The 17,669-nt window shown below is 59.8% G+C and carries 20 protein-coding genes and 1 tRNA gene; 12 read left to right on the forward strand and 9 right to left on the reverse strand.

Features of this window, described 5'->3' with window-relative positions; all coding sequences use genetic code 11:
- Positions 1 to 273: 273 nt before the first annotated feature.
- On the forward strand, positions 274 to 2,685 hold the full coding sequence (gene lon / locus MHM97_RS16410; RefSeq protein ID WP_239323433.1) for an endopeptidase La: 2,412 nt from the start codon (positions 274 to 276) through the stop codon (positions 2,683 to 2,685).
- Positions 2,686 to 3,111: 426 nt separating this feature from the next.
- On the opposite strand, the gene MHM97_RS16415 is transcribed toward lon, so the two are convergent.
- Positions 3,112 to 4,161: a Glu/Leu/Phe/Val family dehydrogenase gene (locus MHM97_RS16415; RefSeq protein WP_239323434.1), complete on the reverse strand. Its 1,050-nt coding sequence runs from the start codon at positions 4,159 to 4,161 to the stop codon at positions 3,112 to 3,114.
- 123 nt (positions 4,162 to 4,284) lie between these two features.
- On the opposite strand from MHM97_RS16415, the gene MHM97_RS16420 reads away from it, so the two are divergent.
- The 3 genes from MHM97_RS16420 (at position 4,285) to MHM97_RS16430 (ending at position 5,525) form a co-directional block, all read left to right on the forward strand.
- The gene (locus tag MHM97_RS16420) at positions 4,285 to 4,752 is read left to right on the forward strand and encodes an Lrp/AsnC family transcriptional regulator (protein WP_239323536.1); all 468 of its coding nucleotides are present in this window, start codon (positions 4,285 to 4,287) and stop codon (positions 4,750 to 4,752) included.
- Positions 4,753 to 4,972: 220 nt separating this feature from the next.
- Positions 4,973 to 5,437: an HU family DNA-binding protein gene (locus tag MHM97_RS16425; protein ID WP_239323435.1), complete on the forward strand. Its 465-nt coding sequence runs from the start codon at positions 4,973 to 4,975 to the stop codon at positions 5,435 to 5,437.
- A 13-nt stretch (positions 5,438 to 5,450) separates the two neighbouring features.
- Positions 5,451 to 5,525 (forward strand) — tRNA-Val (locus tag MHM97_RS16430).
- A 74-nt stretch (positions 5,526 to 5,599) separates the two neighbouring features.
- Here MHM97_RS16430 and MHM97_RS16435 read toward each other — a convergent pair.
- From MHM97_RS16435 to MHM97_RS16455, 6 genes are all read right to left on the reverse strand, one after another.
- Positions 5,600 to 6,574 (reverse strand): tyrosine-type recombinase/integrase, encoded by a 975-nt coding sequence (locus MHM97_RS16435; RefSeq protein WP_370645748.1) that lies wholly within the window; start codon positions 6,572 to 6,574, stop codon positions 5,600 to 5,602.
- Entirely contained in the window at positions 6,484 to 6,771 is a 288-nt protein-coding gene (locus tag MHM97_RS22885) for a helix-turn-helix domain-containing protein (protein ID WP_370645746.1), read from the reverse strand. Before MHM97_RS22885 ends, MHM97_RS16435 begins: the two co-directional genes overlap by 91 nt.
- A gap of 30 nt (positions 6,772 to 6,801) precedes the next feature.
- On the reverse strand, positions 6,802 to 7,509 hold the full coding sequence (locus tag MHM97_RS16440) for a hypothetical protein (protein WP_370645747.1): 708 nt from the start codon (positions 7,507 to 7,509) through the stop codon (positions 6,802 to 6,804).
- Entirely contained in the window at positions 7,493 to 7,918 is a 426-nt protein-coding gene (locus MHM97_RS16445) for a hypothetical protein (RefSeq protein WP_239323438.1), read from the reverse strand. The genes MHM97_RS16440 and MHM97_RS16445 overlap by 17 nt, the downstream gene beginning before the upstream one ends.
- A gap of 116 nt (positions 7,919 to 8,034) precedes the next feature.
- Entirely contained in the window at positions 8,035 to 8,316 is a 282-nt protein-coding gene (locus tag MHM97_RS16450; protein ID WP_239323439.1) for a hypothetical protein, read from the reverse strand.
- A 319-nt stretch (positions 8,317 to 8,635) separates the two neighbouring features.
- A complete protein-coding gene (locus MHM97_RS16455) occupies positions 8,636 to 8,896 on the reverse strand; it encodes a helix-turn-helix transcriptional regulator (protein WP_239323440.1) in 261 nt (86 codons plus the stop codon).
- Between the two features lie 319 nt (positions 8,897 to 9,215).
- Between MHM97_RS16455 and MHM97_RS16460 the strand changes: the two genes are divergently transcribed.
- From MHM97_RS16460 to MHM97_RS16485, 6 genes are all read left to right on the forward strand, one after another.
- Positions 9,216 to 9,539 (forward strand): hypothetical protein, encoded by a 324-nt coding sequence (locus MHM97_RS16460; protein WP_239321455.1) that lies wholly within the window; start codon positions 9,216 to 9,218, stop codon positions 9,537 to 9,539.
- Positions 9,536 to 9,802 carry a hypothetical protein gene (locus MHM97_RS16465; protein ID WP_239323441.1) on the forward strand — a complete coding sequence of 89 codons (267 nt, stop codon included), beginning with the start codon at positions 9,536 to 9,538 and terminating at the stop codon, positions 9,800 to 9,802. Before MHM97_RS16460 ends, MHM97_RS16465 begins: the two co-directional genes overlap by 4 nt.
- Positions 9,802 to 10,449 (forward strand): hypothetical protein, encoded by a 648-nt coding sequence (locus MHM97_RS16470; protein WP_239323442.1) that lies wholly within the window; start codon positions 9,802 to 9,804, stop codon positions 10,447 to 10,449. The genes MHM97_RS16465 and MHM97_RS16470 overlap by 1 nt, the downstream gene beginning before the upstream one ends.
- A 171-nt stretch (positions 10,450 to 10,620) precedes the next feature.
- The gene (locus tag MHM97_RS16475) at positions 10,621 to 11,205 is read left to right on the forward strand and encodes a hypothetical protein (protein ID WP_239323443.1); all 585 of its coding nucleotides are present in this window, start codon (positions 10,621 to 10,623) and stop codon (positions 11,203 to 11,205) included.
- Positions 11,202 to 11,936, forward strand: a complete 735-nt coding sequence (locus tag MHM97_RS16480; protein ID WP_239323444.1) for a hypothetical protein — start codon at positions 11,202 to 11,204, stop codon at positions 11,934 to 11,936. Before MHM97_RS16475 ends, MHM97_RS16480 begins: the two co-directional genes overlap by 4 nt.
- 491 nt (positions 11,937 to 12,427) lie before the next feature.
- The gene (locus MHM97_RS16485) at positions 12,428 to 13,966 is read left to right on the forward strand and encodes a hypothetical protein (RefSeq protein ID WP_239323445.1); all 1,539 of its coding nucleotides are present in this window, start codon (positions 12,428 to 12,430) and stop codon (positions 13,964 to 13,966) included.
- Between the two features lie 251 nt (positions 13,967 to 14,217).
- Here MHM97_RS16485 and MHM97_RS16490 read toward each other — a convergent pair whose 3' ends face one another.
- Positions 14,218 to 15,117, reverse strand: a complete 900-nt coding sequence (locus tag MHM97_RS16490) for an AbiTii domain-containing protein (RefSeq protein WP_239323446.1) — start codon at positions 15,115 to 15,117, stop codon at positions 14,218 to 14,220.
- Positions 15,118 to 15,280: 163 nt separating this feature from the next.
- On the reverse strand, positions 15,281 to 16,213 hold the full coding sequence (locus MHM97_RS16495) for an IS5 family transposase (protein ID WP_239323447.1): 933 nt from the start codon (positions 16,211 to 16,213) through the stop codon (positions 15,281 to 15,283).
- Positions 16,214 to 16,496: 283 nt separating this feature from the next.
- Between MHM97_RS16495 and MHM97_RS16500 the strand changes: the two genes are divergently transcribed.
- Together MHM97_RS16500 and MHM97_RS16505 are read left to right on the forward strand one after the other, a co-directional pair.
- Positions 16,497 to 16,859: an HNH endonuclease signature motif containing protein gene (locus MHM97_RS16500; protein ID WP_239323448.1), complete on the forward strand. Its 363-nt coding sequence runs from the start codon at positions 16,497 to 16,499 to the stop codon at positions 16,857 to 16,859.
- 134 nt (positions 16,860 to 16,993) lie between these two features.
- Positions 16,994 to 17,473, forward strand: a complete 480-nt coding sequence (locus MHM97_RS16505) for a P27 family phage terminase small subunit (protein ID WP_239323449.1) — start codon at positions 16,994 to 16,996, stop codon at positions 17,471 to 17,473.
- Positions 17,474 to 17,669 lie beyond the last annotated feature (196 nt).

Consider the following 17,669-nt stretch of genomic DNA (forward strand, 5'->3'; position numbering starts at 1 on the left):
CAGGCGGGGAAATCCGCCTGCGGAACCACAACGATTTGCGCCCGCTTGATGGCGACAGAGCGGCGTCGACCAAAGATGTTAGGTCTTTGCTCACCGTTTCACCATTTGCGCCCTTGTGGTCAGATCAGGCACGAGTCATTCTGGCAGCCAACGTTTGAGGCAAGGCGGTTGAATATCTCGACCCGCCTGACCAGATAAATAATCCGAGTGAGGAGACGACCGCGGTTGCCGTGAAACGGGGCCTGGCCGTCTTGCTAAGAAAAAGGACCGAGTATGCAAGAGCCTCTCAATTCCTCCTACCCCGTACTGCCGCTGCGCGACATCGTGGTTTTCCCCCACATGATCGTGCCGCTGTTTGTGGGCCGGGAGAAGTCGGTACATGCCCTCGAAGAAGTCATGTCCGATGACAAGCAGATTCTCTTGTCCAGCCAGATCGACCCGTCCGAGGACGATCCGGATCAGGATGGTATCTACCGCACTGGCGTGCTGGCCAATGTGCTGCAACTGCTGAAGCTGCCCGACGGCACCGTGAAGGTGCTGGTCGAAGGTCATCAGCGGGTGAAGATCACCGAGTTTCTGGACAACGACACGTTCTTTGAGGCCCGCGCCGAAGCGCTGTCGGAAATGCCCGGCGATGTGACCACAACCGAGGCGCTGCTGCGCACCGTCGGTGATGAGTTCGAGCGCTATGCCAAAGTGCGCAAAAACATCCCCGAAGAGGCGCTGACCGCCGTCGGTGAAACCACCGAGCCTGCCAAACTGGCGGATCTCGTGGCGGGTCACCTCGGCATTGAGGTGGACCGCAAGCAGGAGCTGCTGGAAACCCTGCCGGTCAGCGAGCGGCTGGAGAAGGTCTATGCGCTGATGCAGTCCGAACTGTCGGTGCTGCAGGTCGAGAAAAAGATCAAGACCCGCGTCAAGTCGCAGATGGAGAAGACCCAGCGCGAGTACTATCTGAATGAGCAGATGAAGGCCATTCAGAAGGAGCTGGGTGACGGCGAGGATGGCGCCGGCGAAATTGCCGAGCTGGAAGAAAAGATCGAAGGCACGAAGCTGTCGAAAGAGGCCCGTGAAAAGGCCGATGCCGAGATCAAGAAGCTCAAGAACATGTCGCCGATGTCGGCCGAAGCGACCGTCGTGCGCAACTACCTCGACTGGATGCTGTCGATCCCGTGGGGCACCAAATCCCGCGTCAAAAAGGATCTGGGCCGCGCGCAGGACATTCTCGATACCGATCACTACGGTCTGGAGAAGGTCAAGGAACGCATCGTCGAATATCTCGCGGTGCAGCAGCGCTCGAAGAAACTCAAGGGGCCGATCCTGTGCCTCGTGGGGCCTCCGGGCGTGGGCAAGACCTCGCTGGGCAAATCCGTGGCCAAGGCGACGGGCCGCGAGTTCATCCGGATTTCCCTGGGTGGCGTGCGCGACGAGTCCGAGATCCGCGGCCACCGCCGGACCTATATCGGCTCCATGCCGGGCAAGATCATCCAGGCGCTGAAAAAGGCCAAGACCACGAACCCGCTGATCCTCTTGGATGAGATCGACAAGATGGGGCAGGACTTCCGTGGCGATCCGGCCTCGGCGATGCTCGAAGTGCTTGATCCGGAACAGAACGGCACCTTTGTGGACCACTATCTGGAGGTCGAATATGACCTCTCGAACGTGATGTTCCTGACCACCTCGAACAGCTACAACATGCCGGGCCCGCTTCTGGACCGGATGGAGATCATTCCGCTCTCCGGCTACACCGAGGACGAAAAGCGCGAGATCGCCAAGCAGCACCTGATTTCCAAACAGGTGAAGAACCACGGCCTCAAGGCCAAGGAGTTCGAACTGACCGACGAGGCGCTGACCGAGATCATCCGCACCTACACCCGCGAGGCAGGCGTGCGGAACCTCGAACGTGAGATCGCCAAAGTGGCTCGCAAGGCGCTGACCTCCATCGTGAAGAAAGAGACCGAAAGCGTGAAAGTCACGCCCGACAATCTCGATGATTTCCTCGGCGTGGCGAAGTATCGCTACGGTCTGGCCGAGCTGGAGGATCAGACCGGTGTGGTCACCGGGCTGGCCTATACCTCTGTCGGGGGGGAGCTGCTGTCCATCGAGGCGCTGCGCCTGCCGGGCAAGGGCCGGATGAAGACCACCGGCAAGCTGGGCGATGTGATGAAGGAGTCGATCGAGGCGGCAAGCTCTTATGTGCGCTCCGTCTCGCCGCGTCTGGGCATCAAGCCGCCGCGCTTTGACAAATGGGACATCCACGTGCACGTCCCCGAAGGCGCCACGCCCAAGGATGGCCCCTCGGCGGGTCTGGCGATGGTGACCTCGATCGTGTCGGTGCTGACGGGCATTCCCGTGCGCAAGGACATCGCCATGACCGGCGAGGTCACCCTGCGCGGCAATGCGCTGGCCATTGGTGGGCTGAAGGAAAAACTGCTCGCGGCGCTGCGTGGCGGCATCAAGACCGTTCTCATCCCCAAGGAGAACGAGAAAGATCTGCCGGAGATCCCGGACAACGTGAAGGAAGGGCTTGACATCATCCCGGTCGATCACGTCTCTGAGGTGCTGAAACACGCGTTGGTCCGCCAGCCCGAAGCGATCGAGTGGGACGAGGAGGCCGAAGAGGCCGCCGCCGCCGCTGCCGCGCTGAAAGGCGGAGACGACGCCAGCGGCGCGACGGCGCACTAAGCACCGTCGCGTATGGAGTGTGATGGAGGGCGTCCCGGTTCGGGGCGCCCTTTCTTTGTGCAGGGCGTCGTTGGGTTGGGTGCGGTGCGATCCTTAGGTTTCGCGGTTTTGCACCAGATGGCGGCGCCGCCGGGAGGGCAGGCGGGTTTGATCCACGCGGGCCTGTCCCGCGCGTGATCCGGATAACGTCTTCAGATCGGACCCCCTGTACCTTTGGTTGAGAGGTGATCTCTGGGGGCAAATCCCGGTCCGGAGGTGTCAACTCCGGTGCCATGTCGCGACATCCGGCAGTCTGCCACACAGAGATGAACGCGCGCCGATCAGGGCGCGCGCTCTACTGGCAACGGGATGCGAGGCTCTGCCTCGCGCTCCGAGATATTTACAAAAAGCTGAAGGGGGCGGTCGGCCTGTTCCCCGCTGACGGGGTTATTCGGCCGCCTGCGGCGCCGCCATCATCCGGTCCACGGTGTTGATCGCGACCGTGTCGGGGCTGACGTCCTTGGCCTCTGCGTCGGCGAGGATCTGGCGCAGGGTCTGATCGAGCGCGGCGAGTTTGTCGTCGACGAAGTGCGTGCGGTCGGAGATTTTCAGGATTTCGGTGGCCACGTTGATGATGCCGCCGCCATTGGCCACGAAGTCCGGCGCATAGAGAATGCCGCGATCATGCAGCGCTTTGGCATCCGCGGGGGTGGCCAGCTGGTTGTTGGCGCCGCCGGCGACGATGGCGGTTTTCAGCTGCGGGATGGTCTTGGCGTTGAGAATGCCGCCGATGGCGCAGGGGGCAAAGATGTCCGCCTCGACCCCGTAGATGTCATCCAGCGCCACCGGGCGGGCATCAAAGGCCTGCACCGCGGCGGTGACACGCACCGGATCCACATCGGTCACGATCAGCTTTGCGCCCGCCTGATGCAGCAAGCCGGCCAGATGCCAGCCGACGTGCCCGAGGCCCTGCAGGCTGACGCTGCAGCCGTTCAGGTCGCCGCTGCCGTGGCGGGCGGCCCAGGTGGTGCAGATGGCGTTGAAGATCCCGCGCGCGGTGACCGGAGAGGGGTCGCCGCTGGCAAATTCGCCTTCTGGCAGGCCGGCGACATGGCGGGTTTCCGTGCCGATCACCGCCATGTCCTCCGGGGTCATGCCCATGTCCTCGGCGGTGATGTAGCGCCCGTCCAGGCGTTCGATCGCCCGGCCGAAGGCCCGCAGCAGCTCCGGTGTTTTCTGGGTTGCGGGATCGGCGATGATCACCGCCTTGCCGCCGCCCAGCGGCAGGCCGGCAGCGGCGTTCTTGTAGGTCATGCCCAGCGACAGCCGCGAGACGTCCTCCAGCGCGGCCTCGAAACTGTCGTAGGGGCGCATGCGCAGCCCTCCGGCGGCCGGGCCGAGTTGGGTGGAATGAATGGCAATCAGGCCAAGAAGCCCGCTGTCGGGGTCTTCGACCCGGTGAATGGCGTCGTGAGTGTCGCTGGGAATCAAGGTCATGGCTGCTCCTCCTACTGGGGGCAGTGTAGCCCGGGGGACATGCAGAAAAACTCCAATTGCCGCTGGTTTGCGGGTAGTGTTTAGAGGAATCCTCTATTCAAATGACATTGATTGGTGAAAATCGTGGATAATCTGGATCGAAAGATCATTTCTGCATTGCAGCGCGACGGGCGTATGACCATGGCGGAGCTGTCGGAGGTGGTGGGGCTGTCGCCAACGCCCTGCGCGCGGCGGGTGGCCAACCTGGAGAAGTCCGGGGTGATTTCCGGCTATGGCGCCCGGGTCGATCAGACCCGGCTGGGGTTGCCAGTGACGATCTTTGTGGCGGTGGAGCTGGAACGGCAGTCCCGGGATGCCTTGCAGAGGTTCGAGGCGGCGGTGCGGCAGTTCGATCAGGTCATGGAGTGCTATCTGATGACCGGCACGCGGGATATTCTGTTGCGGGTGGTGGCGGCCAGTCTCAGCGATTTTGACGATTTCCTGGAAAACCGGCTGATGTGTGTGCCGGGTATTCGCAATACGCGCTCCAGCTTTACCCTGCGCACGATGGTCCAGCGCAGCGCGCTGCCGGATCGGGGGGCGCGCGGGTGATCCCGCTGCCGGTTCCGGGGCGTGGCGGGGTATGATCTTGAAATGCCCGGATTTTGTTACTGTGCCGGGGACGAATGGGCTCTGCGCTTGCAACCCGGTGGCTCCTGCCCCTAGGCTTGCCCCATAGCGTGCGACTGGCGAGTTGCGATCAGGGGCCGGCCACAGGCCCCGGCCTGCCCGCGCCGCCGGAGATGTAACGAGCAGAAGGACCACAGGCCCCATGACACGTTCGAAATCCCCCGCAACAGGCACGACACCCTCTGGCGATCCGCAGCCGGCAGAGGCGCATCTGACGCCCGGGCAGCGCCCGGCACCCGCGGACCCGAAGGAGACACCGGCGGCGGGAAATGATCCCGCAGCGGCGGAGGCAGCGGGTGCTTCGGTGACGCTCGAGCTGCGCAAGAAGGAGCTGATCGAGCAGGCCGTGGAGCGCAGCGGGGTCAAGAAACGCGACGCCAAACCGGTGATCGAGGCCATGCTGGCGCTGCTGGGCGAGGCGATCGGCGCCGAGCGGCCCCTGAACCTGGAGCCGATGGGCAAGCTGCGGGTGACCCGTATCAAGGACAATCCCAACGGGCGCGTGCATGTCTGCAAGCTGCGCCGCAAACGGATCCAGCCGGAAAAACCCGATACGGCGGAAAAAACTGCATCAGACCCTCTTGCAGAGGCAGATCGCTCGGGATAAAAGCCGTCCTCACGGGTGATTAGCTCAGTGGTAGAGCGCTTCGTTCACATCGAAGATGTCAGGAGTTCAAATCTCTTATCACCCACCATCTTACCTCTTGAAAACAATGAGATTTATCAAATCTCGGCACTGACATGCAAAGTGTTCCTTGGTTCTGTGAACCTAGCGGTGCGCCTTCAGGTTCATAAAGTCCAGCACATTTATGGCGTCGGTCATGTGTTCCGGCAGGTAGCGACCATAGGTCGAGAACGTGATTGCTGTGTTGCTGTGGCCTAGAACCTGGCTCACTTTTTCCAACGGCACACCACTGGCCAGCATCGTGACCGCCGCCGTGTGCCGCAGATCGTGGATCCGGACATGCCCGATCTTTGACCTGGTCATCGCACCTTGAAACCCTTTGCGGATCGACTTGATCTGTCCGCCGGCATATTCGACGACATGTTCTGAGAGGGCGGCTCGATACGCCACATCCAGCGCGGCGCGGGTGCTTGGGTTCATCGGCACGACGGCGCGGCCTTTCCTAGTCTGGGAATCTTCGAGCCTCAGATTGATGGTGCCCCGGTCAAAATCGACCCGGTCCCAAGTGAGATCCAGGACAGCGCCCACCCTCCCTGCGGTGCCGAGAAGCAGGATGAGAGCGAGCCTGATGTGGGGTTCAATTGCACCATCGATCAGTGCGCGGGCTTCACCAGCTGACAGGATGCGCTTGTCGGTCAGGGGTTTGGCAGGGCGCCATATCTTCGGCGCAGTTTCGATCATCCTGGTGTCGCAGGCGAATTTCAGAGCTGACCGAAGGTGGCCGAGTTCGGTGTGGACGGTGCCCTGGCTCTTGCCTGCTGCGCGGCGCAGCGCCTCGTATTCGATGCAGGTCTTTTTCTCCACGTTGTCGGGGCGCAGGTGTCCGAAGTGGGGCAGAATTGCTTTCCCGGTCCACTTCATCGTCTCAGCCGTGGGCTTGCCCTCGAGGTCTTCCCGGTAGGCTTCCCAAATTTGCGCAATGGTCGGGTTCTGGGGGCGGATCGAGAATGTAGCAGCGCGATAGACCTCTATCGCCTCGGATTCTGCTTCCTTTCTGGTGCGTGCCTCAAGTTTACGACGCACTCGCTTTCCGTCGGGCCCCGTCCAGTAGACGCACAAGCCGCCGCGCAGTCTTCCAATGTTGACGTCTGGCATTCGAATTCCTCTACTTCTTTTTGTGGAATGCGGATCATGCGACCGATGCGGAATCCACGCAACTCGCCTCGTTTCACCATTTGCCGGACGGTTTCGCCCGAGCAGCCCCAGCGTTCGCCGAGCTGGTCGGGAGTGAATGGCTTGGGTTGCATGTCAGGCATCTCTTTTCTCCCGTTTCAGTGTGAGGGGCGTCATGCTGCACCTCGCTCGACTCTCGCCTGTCCAGTGTCCGCCTCGTCGCCCCATTGGCGGGCGGCGGCGTTCATCATGCCCTCGAAGGATCGACTGCGCAGGCGGGTGCGCTCGGGCCCCGGCGGCATGCGGTGCACGCGGTTCCAGCGCTTCCATTCGGCGGAAAGCCGTTCCGGTTCCGGTAGGCGATTTGTCTCGCGCAGCGGCGACAGCCCGTCCAGATACCAACCCGTCGCTTTGTAGGCCGGATCACCAAACTGGAACGGTTGCACGATACTGGGCGCGGGCAGATCCGTCGGCATGCGGTCGCGGGCGAGGTCGTTCATTTCCGGGTTTTCAATGGCCCTGCACGGAATGGGCGCCTGCCAGCAAGCGGTGAAGATGCTGACGCCCAGTTCAAACTCGGCTTTGAGATCTGCCCAGCTCCGCCCCTTCGGCAGCTTCTTGGGGTGGGTCCATTTACCCGGCCCGGACATCCAGCGGCGACCAGAGCGGCACAGACGCGTGCAGGGCGGGTGCATGACCGCTAGCAGATCCCAACCGTCATGCAGGATGCCGTCACGGACGTCGCAGATGATGTGTCGATTGGTCCGATCCTCGGCGGGTTCGATGTCGCAGGACCAGACGTCATGGCCGAGGGCTAGCAAAGCGCGACGCATAATGCCGCTGGTTTCGCAGGCGACCAGTGCTTTAGCCATTGAGGCCACCTTGCACCAAAGTCGGTGCGGGAGATTGGCCGTTGTGGGGGCAATCCGGTCGGCCATCGCTGGCGCGGCGGGGCACGCGCGCTGAGGCGGTCTTGATCCAGCTGCTCAGGGCGCTTTGGCGGGATGTGCCGGTGCTTTGAATGCCCATCAAATCCACCAGCCAGAGCGCCTCGTCGTGGGTCCAAGCATCTGAAATCGGCGCAGTCATGCGCCCGCCAAGACCCGCGAATTGCTCGGACCTCTTATGCATCGGTGTCGCTCTGAGGGTCTCCGACGCGGCATAAAGCGCGAGGGTGTTGATCTCGGTGGATGATGCGCGGGCGGTGGGCAACTTGGAGGATTGATCCGCCCGCGCCAGATCCGCACCGCAGGAGCGGTGCGAAACCTCGGGACAGTCGGCGGCGCGCAATCCTCGAACGCGCCGCGTGTGTTCTTTGGTCTCAGAGGGGCGGGGCCCTCGGGATGCGTCCGCCATGGATGCGGAAGCGTGAGAGATAGGGTTTGTCATTGCGGGTGCGCCTTGCCTTACGCCGCATGGGGGCCGTGCGGGGTGATCTGGCGATCCGCCATGACACGGCGGACCTTCTGGCCGACGCGGTCCAGAACCTGCTCGGTAGGTTCCGGCGTCGGGGCCGGGCGCTCGACCAGATGCGCAGCCCGCAGGCGCGCCGGGTCAAAGCCCTGGCCGCGCGCGGCCTTCAGAGTTGCCCAGGCTGTTGTGAAGAGATGCGGGCTATCGAGGTGGTCCTCGGGCGAGCCTGCGATCTGCTGCGCGTTCCGCAGCACGGTTTCAAGTCTGTCTTGCATTCAATCCTCCATCGGTTGATAGGAGATTGATAGAGTAAGCAATTTGCGTAGGTCAATGATAAAAATACGCACATTGCGTATTGGTAGCTTTGGTTGCTACAGGTGGGGGAGCGTAAGCCGGTACTGATTTGCCGTGTTTGGCCCAGAATTGATCCCGTTTACTCGTGTTAGTTGTGCGACGTGGGAAGGGGTTTCGCGAAGCACTTGGACACTTCAACATGAATATCGAAGACGGAAATATCCTGAAACTGCTGAAAGAGGCCAGGAGGCGCTCAGGCCTTCCATTGGACTTCTGGGCCGATCTTACAGACGGGCTGGATCAGAGATCCTTGGAAATTCTGGTCGGCAAGTCATCTATCTTTCCGAAGTACATGAATTCCAAGGGTAAGCCGTAACGCTTGCGAAGCTTCTTGGCTGCGGACAGGGACAGTTCCCGTTTGGCGTTCTCAAAGGGGCCATAGGTCTGCTCGGTTAGGCCCGCCCTGTCTGCGAAATCCTTCTTGGACAAGCCAAGGATTTCTCTGACCCGCTTCAATCGTGCCGCGACAGCGTCGATATGGTCTTCTTGTTCTTCAAGCATGGGGACAATCTATCGCTTTGGTTGAGGTCCGGCACTGAACAATTTGCGTATTTACAAAATACGCATTATGCGTAGTTTGGCGTGAGGTAGATAGGCAGAGCAGAATTGTGACACTCTCAGATTTCTTGAATAAGGTTGATCGTAGTCGCTTCCAGTCCGAGACGGGTTTCTCCGCGCAACTGGTGAGCCGTGCAAAAAAAGAGGGAGTTTTCCCCGCCCATTGGTTCTGGGCGGTGCGAGACTTTTGCGCCAGCAATGGGGTCGGCGTGCCTGAACATCTTTTCAAAGGCCACCCTGACGCCAAATCTGGAGAGGGCGCATGAGCCGCCCGCGTCTAACCCTGATCGTGAACAATGACGTGCCATGCGACCAGCCTGGCACGTCAGCTGACCAAGCGTCTTGGTCAAATCAGTTGGACCCTCATGCGCTGAAGGTCAGCGCGCCTGACCTTTGGTCGGCCTATTTCCACGCGCGGTTTCACAGCCCGCGCGAGGTGGCGCTGTTTTGCGATGTGTCGTTTCAGACCGCGCTCAACTGGTGGGGCGCGGTGACAGCGCCCGCCAGCCATACCGCCTTGCTGATGATCCTCACCGATCCCGGCGCGGCGGCGTTCTTTCAGGATCAATTGGCGAGGGCCGCATGATGGCACAGAATTCCTCACCCCGCATCGAGCGGATTGCCTATCAGATCTGGTGGCTGATCCAGGATAGTGCCGGCGAATGCACCCTGCAAGATATGGCGGAGTTTACCGGCGCTTCGATGCGCACCTGCACCCAGATTTGCCGCTATCGCGGCTGGGCCGGGGCCTATCGCAAGATGGTGCAGAGACCCGCGGCGGAGAGCGGCCCGCGGATGATCGAGGCGCTGGATGGCGAGCTGTCGGCTCTGTTCGGGGAGGCGGCGTGATGTTGAATGCAGCAGGTTTGCAGCCGGTCCCGACCGATGATCTGCCGGAGTATCCGCTGGGGTCCGAGGATCGGCTCGACAGCCATTACTTCATGGCCTGGGAACGGCGGCGCTGGCTTAATTCGGACATGCGGCTCAAGGGCACGCCGGAGTGCCGGGCGCTCTTTTTTGATCTGATCAATATCTCATACGACCAGACGCCGGTCGGCACGGTGCCGCAGGATCTGGAAATTCTGGCAAAGCTCTTGCTGGTGGATCCGGTGCACTTTCGGGCGCTGTGCAAGCTGGACTACGGTCCGCTGCACAAATGGACGCCCTGTATCTGCGAGGGCGGCGAGGTGCGTCTGATGCACCCGATGGTGCTGCGCACGCTGACCGAGGCGCTGTCACGCAAAGAGGACAACCGCGCCAAGCATGAGGCGGCCAACGCTGCCAAGCGCTTGCAGCGGCTGCGCTCGACCGTGGCGGGCTACCATGCGGAGCTCGCGAAGAATGACGCCGCCATTCGCTGGATGGATGAATGGCTTGTCCAGGAGGGCTGCGAATACCGCAATGCCACCTGGATCGAGCGCGCCATGCAGTCCTGGTCAACGCATATGTTCGACCTCGGCCAAGCGCGTTCCGGAACTCACCGAACATTGTCCTGACACTGTCCAAGACTGTCCGGCGGACAGTTCAAGACAGTCTCGGACAGTCTCGGACTGTCCTGCACGACAGGGATAGAGACAGAGACATAACAAAACAGAAGGACAGTCGCCGGACACATTGCCGTCGGCGGCTGTGGATAACTCGGGATTGCTGAGAAAAGAGGTGCAGAAATGGATGCAAAGGAACAGGCCGCCGGTGAGGCGCGGGTGCAGGAATTGTTGATCACGCCGCTGGAGGCGCTGGGGCTGGCGCGGCCCTCGACGCTGACCAAGGCGCAGTTTGCGGTGATGCTGGGCGAGCTGCGCCAGAAGCTGGCGTATATGTCGCCGGCGAGCCTCGCGGTGCTGCGGGATTGGGTCGAGGCTCACCCGGGCGGCAAGGACAAGGATCGGTTTCCGATTGGGCTGAAGATCCTGAACAAGGCGCGCGAGATCCAGCCGCCGGAAAGCGGGCCATCGCCGCTGATGCTCAAGGTTTTTGCGCATGCACTGGGGCAGGAGGCGCTGGCCGGGGGCTGGGCGCCCGAGTTGCTGCGCTATCTGCGCGGGGCGCGGGAATGGCCGGGTCGCTACACCATCACCCAGATCCGCAATGAGGCGGATGAGGCGGTGCGCCGGATGGCGGACATCGAAATGCGGGCAGGGCGTGGCGATCACCTGTCGGCCGAGGACACGCGCTTTCGGGCGCGGCGGTCAGAAGCGCTGCAGAAATGCCGGGAGATCGCAGACCAGGCGCAGCGGGGTGCAGCGGCATGAGCGAGCATGTTGTGATCGTTGCACCCGATGGCGTGGCGGATCTGACCCCGATGGCAAAGTTTATGGCGGCGCGCCAACGGCGATTGCAGGCGGAGGAGGACCGCATCCAGGCGGTGAAAGAGCAGGGCCATGTGCCCGAGGTCTGCGGCGATGCGATCCCCGAGGCGCCGGCCCGGGGTGCAATTCGTGTGTTCCAACCGATGAGCCTGTTTCCCGATGGTGAAAACGACTGGAAAGCCCGCCCCGCTGGCTACCGTGGCCGGTCGGCCATGCAGCGGGCGGATGTGTTCGATGTGATGGCGGCCAAGGCGGCCAGCAACGGTAAGCCCGCGCCCTTCACTCGCGAGCAGGTGGCGGCGGGGCGCTATTATCGGGATCTGGTCGAGCGCCACGCCTGCGCCGGTGTCCGGTGCTCCTCTGTTGAGGCTATCCGCAGCGGCGGTGGTGGTGGCAGTGGCAGCTTCATTGATGCGGTGCTGCGGGATCGCGAAGAAATCGAGCGCATCCAAAGGCGCATCGGTACTGGCACTGCAATGGCCGTGCGCAAGATCCGCCCGTCCAAACGCGGTTCACGCGTGAACATCACGGATCGGCAGCTGGTCGATATGGTGTGCCTCGAGGACAAGCCGATCAGCGCGGTTCTGCGGGCGCATGGGTGGAGTGTCCGGGGGCAGACGTCAGGAGCGTTGCGGCAGGCTTTGGCGGAGGCGTTGGAGCGGATGGTTTGGTGAGGGCTGAAATCAGCCCAATCACGACATTCGTGCAAGGCGCGGCGATGTCGCTGCTGCAAGCACGAAAGCTTCCCGGGAGCAGACCTTCAAGTCTGCTCAGCTGGCCTTGGCGATGCCGCGCCTTGCTTGAAGGTCGGCGAAGCGCAAGAAGCCGACTTTGCAAACTCTGGCACTTTTCTGGGCAGCGGACCTTCCTGCCCTGCGCGGCGAACTCGGGCTTCGAGTCCTTGGCTGCCGTTCCTGTTTTCAGTGGACAATGCAGATGTTTTTTTTGACTCACGGTCCGAAGAGGACATGAATTTCCAGCACGTTGGGCAGTCGAGCAATCATTCGCCGGGGTCTTGAACCGCTCATCCTGAAGCTCAAAGGCAGACCCTAGCAGTAGCCCTTACTTTGACCTACAAGAGGTAGGTGTTGCGTCGTAGCGGTTTGGCAAAGTCGATTGAGAAAACAGGTCGTAATTCTTTCCGATATTGGGAATTTCATCAAACATGGACTTAACTAATTCATTTTGGTTCCAGATGGTCGCTACCTTAGCTACCATTACAGGTTTTGGTATAGCATTGGATCGGATATTTATTACTGAGCACACACGAGAGCGGATTGAAGGCTATCTTACAACTCCGCGATCAAACAGAACCTGGTTTGAAGGATACAAAGAGATACTGGGGCTTTCGGAATCTATAGTTTTCGATAGATATTTCTCGGGTGCGACCATTAGTTGGGGGTTTCTGAGGTCATCGTTCTTCGTTTCAACGCTGTCCTTTATTGTTGCAATAACAATTCAAAACCTATTCTTCAGAGATTTTCTTCCACACTTCGTCTTTACCAAACTGCAAATCGCCACGATTGGCAGCTTCTTCCTCTTTAACATTGCTATGGATGTGATAACTATTGCCCAAACAAGAGCATTTATCCGAGCATCTGTTTCCTCAGATCGTCCATTCAATAGCATCATTTTTTTTGGATCGGATGTTATTGTTACGCTAAATATATTTATACTTACGTATGCCGCTTTCCTGTTGGTGCTGGTTCAGTTTTTTACGATTCCCGAGCAAAGCGCCAATGTACGTATGACGGCTGATACATGGGTGGGGGTTGAAGGGGAAATTTATGTCAATGACGACATCATAGAAGGTCTGATTGAGACGCAGGTATCCTATAGCCTTTCTGCGGATGAAGTTAGCGCAGAGGGGCGATTTGACACCTTGTCGACCGACCCAGTAAGTCCAATAGAGGCAGTCAATCTCTTGCAGCTCTTGTATGGTGGGTCATTGGCCATTGCAGATATAGACCCATATTTTACAGAAGATGTAGAAGGCATCCTCGGGTCGGAATTAAGAGTGAGGCTTTTACGCGCTGCGGACAGATCGATTGCATTGGCTGATCCAGAAGCTTTCCCTGACTACGATCCCGACGGAGAAAACATACTTCCGCGCCTCGCTATCGATTTGCGACTCGACTTAGCTGGAGTTAAGCCGAATATTAGTAACATTGGCGCGTTGTATACTCCAGCCTTTATTACAGTGGATGCGTTGGAAGACAATTTTCCATTCGCGATGTTCAACTCCACAGGGTGGGTGTCGATGGAAGATTTCATCAGTAGATATACTCGGTCGCAGCTTGCTGGATCGAGCATGGCGGCTGTACTTTGTGAGACGGACGCAGGCTATGATTTCAGGTTTCAGGCAGATGACACAATTGATGAAGTCACTCGGGAGACCTTGGATGTTGAGTGCCAGCAGAGCTACATTGTAAGAAGTAGAGATTGGATTTCAAACCGACAAACCGTGACGAGCTTTGGTCGTGGGGTGGATATTTATTTGCCATTCTCAGCTATGTTCATCACCAGCATGCTACCGACAATGTTACTCTACCTTGTGATGATAGGGGTTGCAACGTCAGCGTCCATTCATCGAGTTTTGGTTGGGCGAATGGCAAGGTATGGTGACTTCATTGTTCAGCAACCGATTGGTTTCTTCTGCTTTCTCAGTGGGTTGGCCGTGGTTGCATCTCTTATGGTCGCGTAACAGAATTAATAGTCTTTGGTGAATTCGCAATCCGCGTGGCTAAGGTTAGCTATCGTAAATTCGCGCAAAGGGCCTTGGGTCCGCTTCGTGCTGGCTGGAGACATCAGGCGGTGGTGACCAGGTCGGGAATCGTTGCAACCTTGCCGCCGTGACACCGCATGTCGGATTCGAAGACCAGATCTATGTACCGGCTGCTGCAAGGTGAACTAATGTCAGGTTTCCTTAGTCGACCACAAATGTGACGAAATCACCTATCCGCCTCCAAGAACTCGCAATATTCCCCCGACAAGTGCCATCGCTCCTTCTGCTGTGAGATTGCCTGCAGCTCCAGCAAGAGCGGATCGAACATCTTGGGTTAGGCTTCTGAGCTTGCCTGTATCTGGGGCGTCTTTGTCCGCCTCTTCTATCACAGCATCAATAATATCTGGCAACGCTCCTTCAGCGCCAGCCTCTACCAAACTGGGAGCAGCCTCCCGCAACTTGCGCAAAGTCTCTTTGACCTCAGTCACATGTTGTGCCGTTAGAGAGATGTCTCCTGAAGTGTTTCCTGTCCCCATGTTTCCGGCAAAATTGTCAATTTTTCCAATGTTGAACGTGTTCATAACTGCCTTTGCGCTCTCAACTTCTTCGGCGTCAAAGGAAAACCCTTCACCTAAGACACCATTGCGTTCCATCTCTATTGCCCAATCGAGTACCATGTTGCGAACAAAGTCTAAAATGCCAATAATTCCGCCTCGTGGAACCTGCACAACCATTCTTGCTGTTGAAACATTCATCGCTTTGTTCAGCGCGATAACGGTCTCGTCAGGGATCGGAAAATGGAAGAGACCGCCATCGCTGCTTGCAATGAGGTCCCGGAGTCCGCCAATGCCTTGACCCACCATAGCTGTTCCCAGCGCGTCAGCTATCGTGGCTTCGTTTGTTTGCACAGGAATCCAACCACGAAAGGAGTTCCATCCTGCAGGTTGGCCTTTAAGAATTCGATGGGGCGGAAGCTCGCCGCTGTAGCCATTTAGCTCATTGTCCACCCAACTCTCTAAAGCACCAAGTTTTAGCTTTGTAGCTGCCAGCTTCACGCGGCGTAGCAATGACTCAACTGGAACTCTCTCATCCAGACAAGCCTTCTGAATTTCAGTGATCAAACCACTCATACTAAGAATCCTTCTCTGCGGCCTTCGACTACGAATGCTTCGGCCTACAAATTAGGCATAACGACCTTTTCCACGCTACACCACAGAGCAGCCGCTGGCGCATCTGCGGGGCATTGTTGCAGAACTCAAGCCTGAGGCGTGACTGCCCCTTACCCCGCTGACGTCAGGCGACACGAACGATTTCGGCGGTGCCCAGGGCGTTGAAGCGGTTCATGAGGGCGATGCGGATGTGGATTTCGGCGGTCTGGCGGTCGGGGTCTCTTGCCATGATGCGCTCGCCGAAAGATTTCAGGCAGCGCATCTTGGCCTCGATCCGGCTGCGGGCGTGGTATCCCGTCCATCGTTTCCAGAAAGCCCTGCCGTAATATCGCGTTGCGCGCAGGGTTTCGTTTCGGGCGCGTGCCGCTGGGCTGTCATCCTTCCATAGCCGCCCGTTCTTGCGGATCGGAATGATCGGAATGGCCTTACGGGCGAGGATAGCGGTGTGGCAGCGGCGCGTGTCATAGGCGCCGTCGGCAGTCACGGTGCCGATTTGCTCGTCTTCCGGGACCTGCCCAAGAAGGTCCGGTAGCACGGGACTGTCGCCATCACGGCTGGGCGTGAATTCCACGGCGCGGATGTCGGATGTGGCCGGGTCCATGGCCAAATGGACCTTGCGCCACTGGCGTCGACCCTGCACCCCATGCTTGCGGACTTGCCATTCGCCGTCGCCAAGGAACTTGATCCCGGTGCTGTCCACGAGCAGGTTCAATGGGCCAGCTGCGCGGCGATAGGGAACCTGCACGGCTAGGGTCTTTTGCCTTCGGCACAGCGTCGAGAAATCCGGCACGGGCCAGTCCAGCCCCGCCAGCTTCAACAGGCTCGCCACCATCCCGGAAGTCGGGCGCAAAGGCAGCTTGAAAAGGATCTTGATCGACAAGCAAAACTGGATGGCGGCATCGGAAAACACCGCTGGCCGTCCGGGCCGCCCGTCACGCGGCGCGCGCCAGCTCATGTCCTTGTCGACCCAGACGAGGAGCGACCCCCGCTCCCGCAGCGATGCGTTGTAGCTGGACCAGTTCGTCGTGCGATAGCGGGCGAGAGGTGGTTTGCTCATGCAGCCCGTCTAACCGCATGGATTCGCAAAGTGAATCCCTTAAGGCGATAGTTCTGCAACAACGCCCATCTGCGGCGAAGGTCAGCTCTTCCTTGGCACCTGCGGCATGGATCGCTCGCTATGTCGTCAGATCCGCCGACTTTGCAGCGGCAGTTATCTGCGCATTCCAGCCTTCCCCCATGCCCCCTTGACGCTAACCTCACCGGCATGCCAGTGAATATGCATCATCACTGATTGCGCCCACGGGAGACCGTCGGGCGCTTTTGCGTTCCGGGGGTATGGTATGACGGCACGGAGCGATTATCACCATTTGTACAACCTGTCTGCGTGGCGACGTCGGTTGCGGCCTCAGCATCTGGCGCGGGAGCCGCTGTGCCGGGCGTGTCTGCGGCGGGGTATCGTCAACGATGGTTCGCTGACGGCGTCCGGCACGCGACAGGGTAACCCAAAGCGCTGCCGCCTGGTGGTGGATCATGTGATCCCGCATCGGGGCGATCCGGCGCTGTTTCTGGATCCAGGCAATCTGCAGACGCTGTGCCCGGATGATCATGATCAGAACAAACAACGGCTGGAGGCGCGCGGGTACTCGGAAGAGCGCGGCGCGGATGGCTGGCCGGTGGATCCACAGCACCCCGCCAACCGCTGACGCAGCGGGGCGAATGCCCCGGGGGGAGGGTTCGAAGGAATTCCGGATGTGGTGGCAACCGGAGGGGGAGCCTTTGTCTGCGCAAAGTGGAAATTGAATAGAAAAAGCCACATGAACAAGGAGTTGATCGGGATATGCGAGGGCGCAGACCGGCAGAGGAAAAAGTTGTGGCCCTCGCGGAAGAGGGCGCACCGCTTCACAATCTGGAAGAACGGGCGCGGCTGCGCCTGGAGGAGATCCGGCCCGAGGGGCTGACCGGCGAGCTGCGCTGGACCTTTGACCGGCTGGCGCTGCCGCTGTGTCATCCGACCGTGGATCGGTTGAAGCCCAGCAATGTGATGATGTTCAAACAGCTCTGCAAAGCGGTGCTGCGGTTTGAACGTCTGGAGCTGGAACTGGAAGAGACCGGCGAGACCTATGAGAGTGAGACGCGCAACGGGGTGCAGATCAAGGCGCGGCCCGAGGTGGCGCAGCTCAATGAGACCTTCCGCCAGATCCGCGGGCTGGCCAATGACTTTGGCATGACGCCGGCGGCGGAGCGGGGCCTGTCGGGGGCAGGGCAGATGGGGTTCAGCTTTCCGGATCCCAACGGGCCCGAGAGCTATCTGACGTGAGCGCATCCCCGGACCGGGTCTCGGCCAGCGAGGATCCGGTGACAGCCTGGGCACAAGCGGTGCAGGCCGGCGAGGTTGTGGCCGGGCCTTATGTGCGGGCGGCGGATCGGCATCTGCACGATCTGGCGGCGGTCCCACGCTGCACGAGCAATGGAAAGAGCAGACCTTCGCCGCAGGTGCAGCCTCCGACCACCAT

Source organism: Epibacterium sp. Ofav1-8 (genome assembly GCF_022348185.1).
Lineage (GTDB): Bacteria > Pseudomonadota > Alphaproteobacteria > Rhodobacterales > Rhodobacteraceae > Epibacterium.

Coding starts and splice junctions, on each gene's coding strand:
- MHM97_RS16415 (WP_239323434.1), bottom strand. CDS start 4,161: ATGACCTTGATTCCCAGCGACACTCACGACGCCATTCACCGGGTCGAA.
- MHM97_RS16470 (WP_239323442.1), top strand. CDS start 9,802: ATGTTGAATGCAGCAGGTTTGCAGCCGGTCCCGACCGATGATCTGCCG.
- MHM97_RS22885 (WP_370645746.1), bottom strand. CDS start 6,771: ATGCCTGACATGCAACCCAAGCCATTCACTCCCGACCAGCTCGGCGAA.
- lon (WP_239323433.1), top strand. CDS start 274: ATGCAAGAGCCTCTCAATTCCTCCTACCCCGTACTGCCGCTGCGCGAC.
- MHM97_RS16485 (WP_239323445.1), top strand. CDS start 12,428: ATGGACTTAACTAATTCATTTTGGTTCCAGATGGTCGCTACCTTAGCT.
- MHM97_RS16480 (WP_239323444.1), top strand. CDS start 11,202: ATGAGCGAGCATGTTGTGATCGTTGCACCCGATGGCGTGGCGGATCTG.
- MHM97_RS16505 (WP_239323449.1), top strand. CDS start 16,994: ATGCGAGGGCGCAGACCGGCAGAGGAAAAAGTTGTGGCCCTCGCGGAA.
- MHM97_RS16460 (WP_239321455.1), top strand. CDS start 9,216: ATGAGCCGCCCGCGTCTAACCCTGATCGTGAACAATGACGTGCCATGC.
- MHM97_RS16450 (WP_239323439.1), bottom strand. CDS start 8,316: ATGCAAGACAGACTTGAAACCGTGCTGCGGAACGCGCAGCAGATCGCA.
- MHM97_RS16475 (WP_239323443.1), top strand. CDS start 10,621: ATGGATGCAAAGGAACAGGCCGCCGGTGAGGCGCGGGTGCAGGAATTG.
- MHM97_RS16495 (WP_239323447.1), bottom strand. CDS start 16,213: ATGAGCAAACCACCTCTCGCCCGCTATCGCACGACGAACTGGTCCAGC.
- MHM97_RS16425 (WP_239323435.1), top strand. CDS start 4,973: ATGACACGTTCGAAATCCCCCGCAACAGGCACGACACCCTCTGGCGAT.
- MHM97_RS16455 (WP_239323440.1), bottom strand. CDS start 8,896: ATGCTTGAAGAACAAGAAGACCATATCGACGCTGTCGCGGCACGATTG.
- MHM97_RS16490 (WP_239323446.1), bottom strand. CDS start 15,117: ATGAGTGGTTTGATCACTGAAATTCAGAAGGCTTGTCTGGATGAGAGA.
- MHM97_RS16500 (WP_239323448.1), top strand. CDS start 16,497: ATGACGGCACGGAGCGATTATCACCATTTGTACAACCTGTCTGCGTGG.
- MHM97_RS16465 (WP_239323441.1), top strand. CDS start 9,536: ATGATGGCACAGAATTCCTCACCCCGCATCGAGCGGATTGCCTATCAG.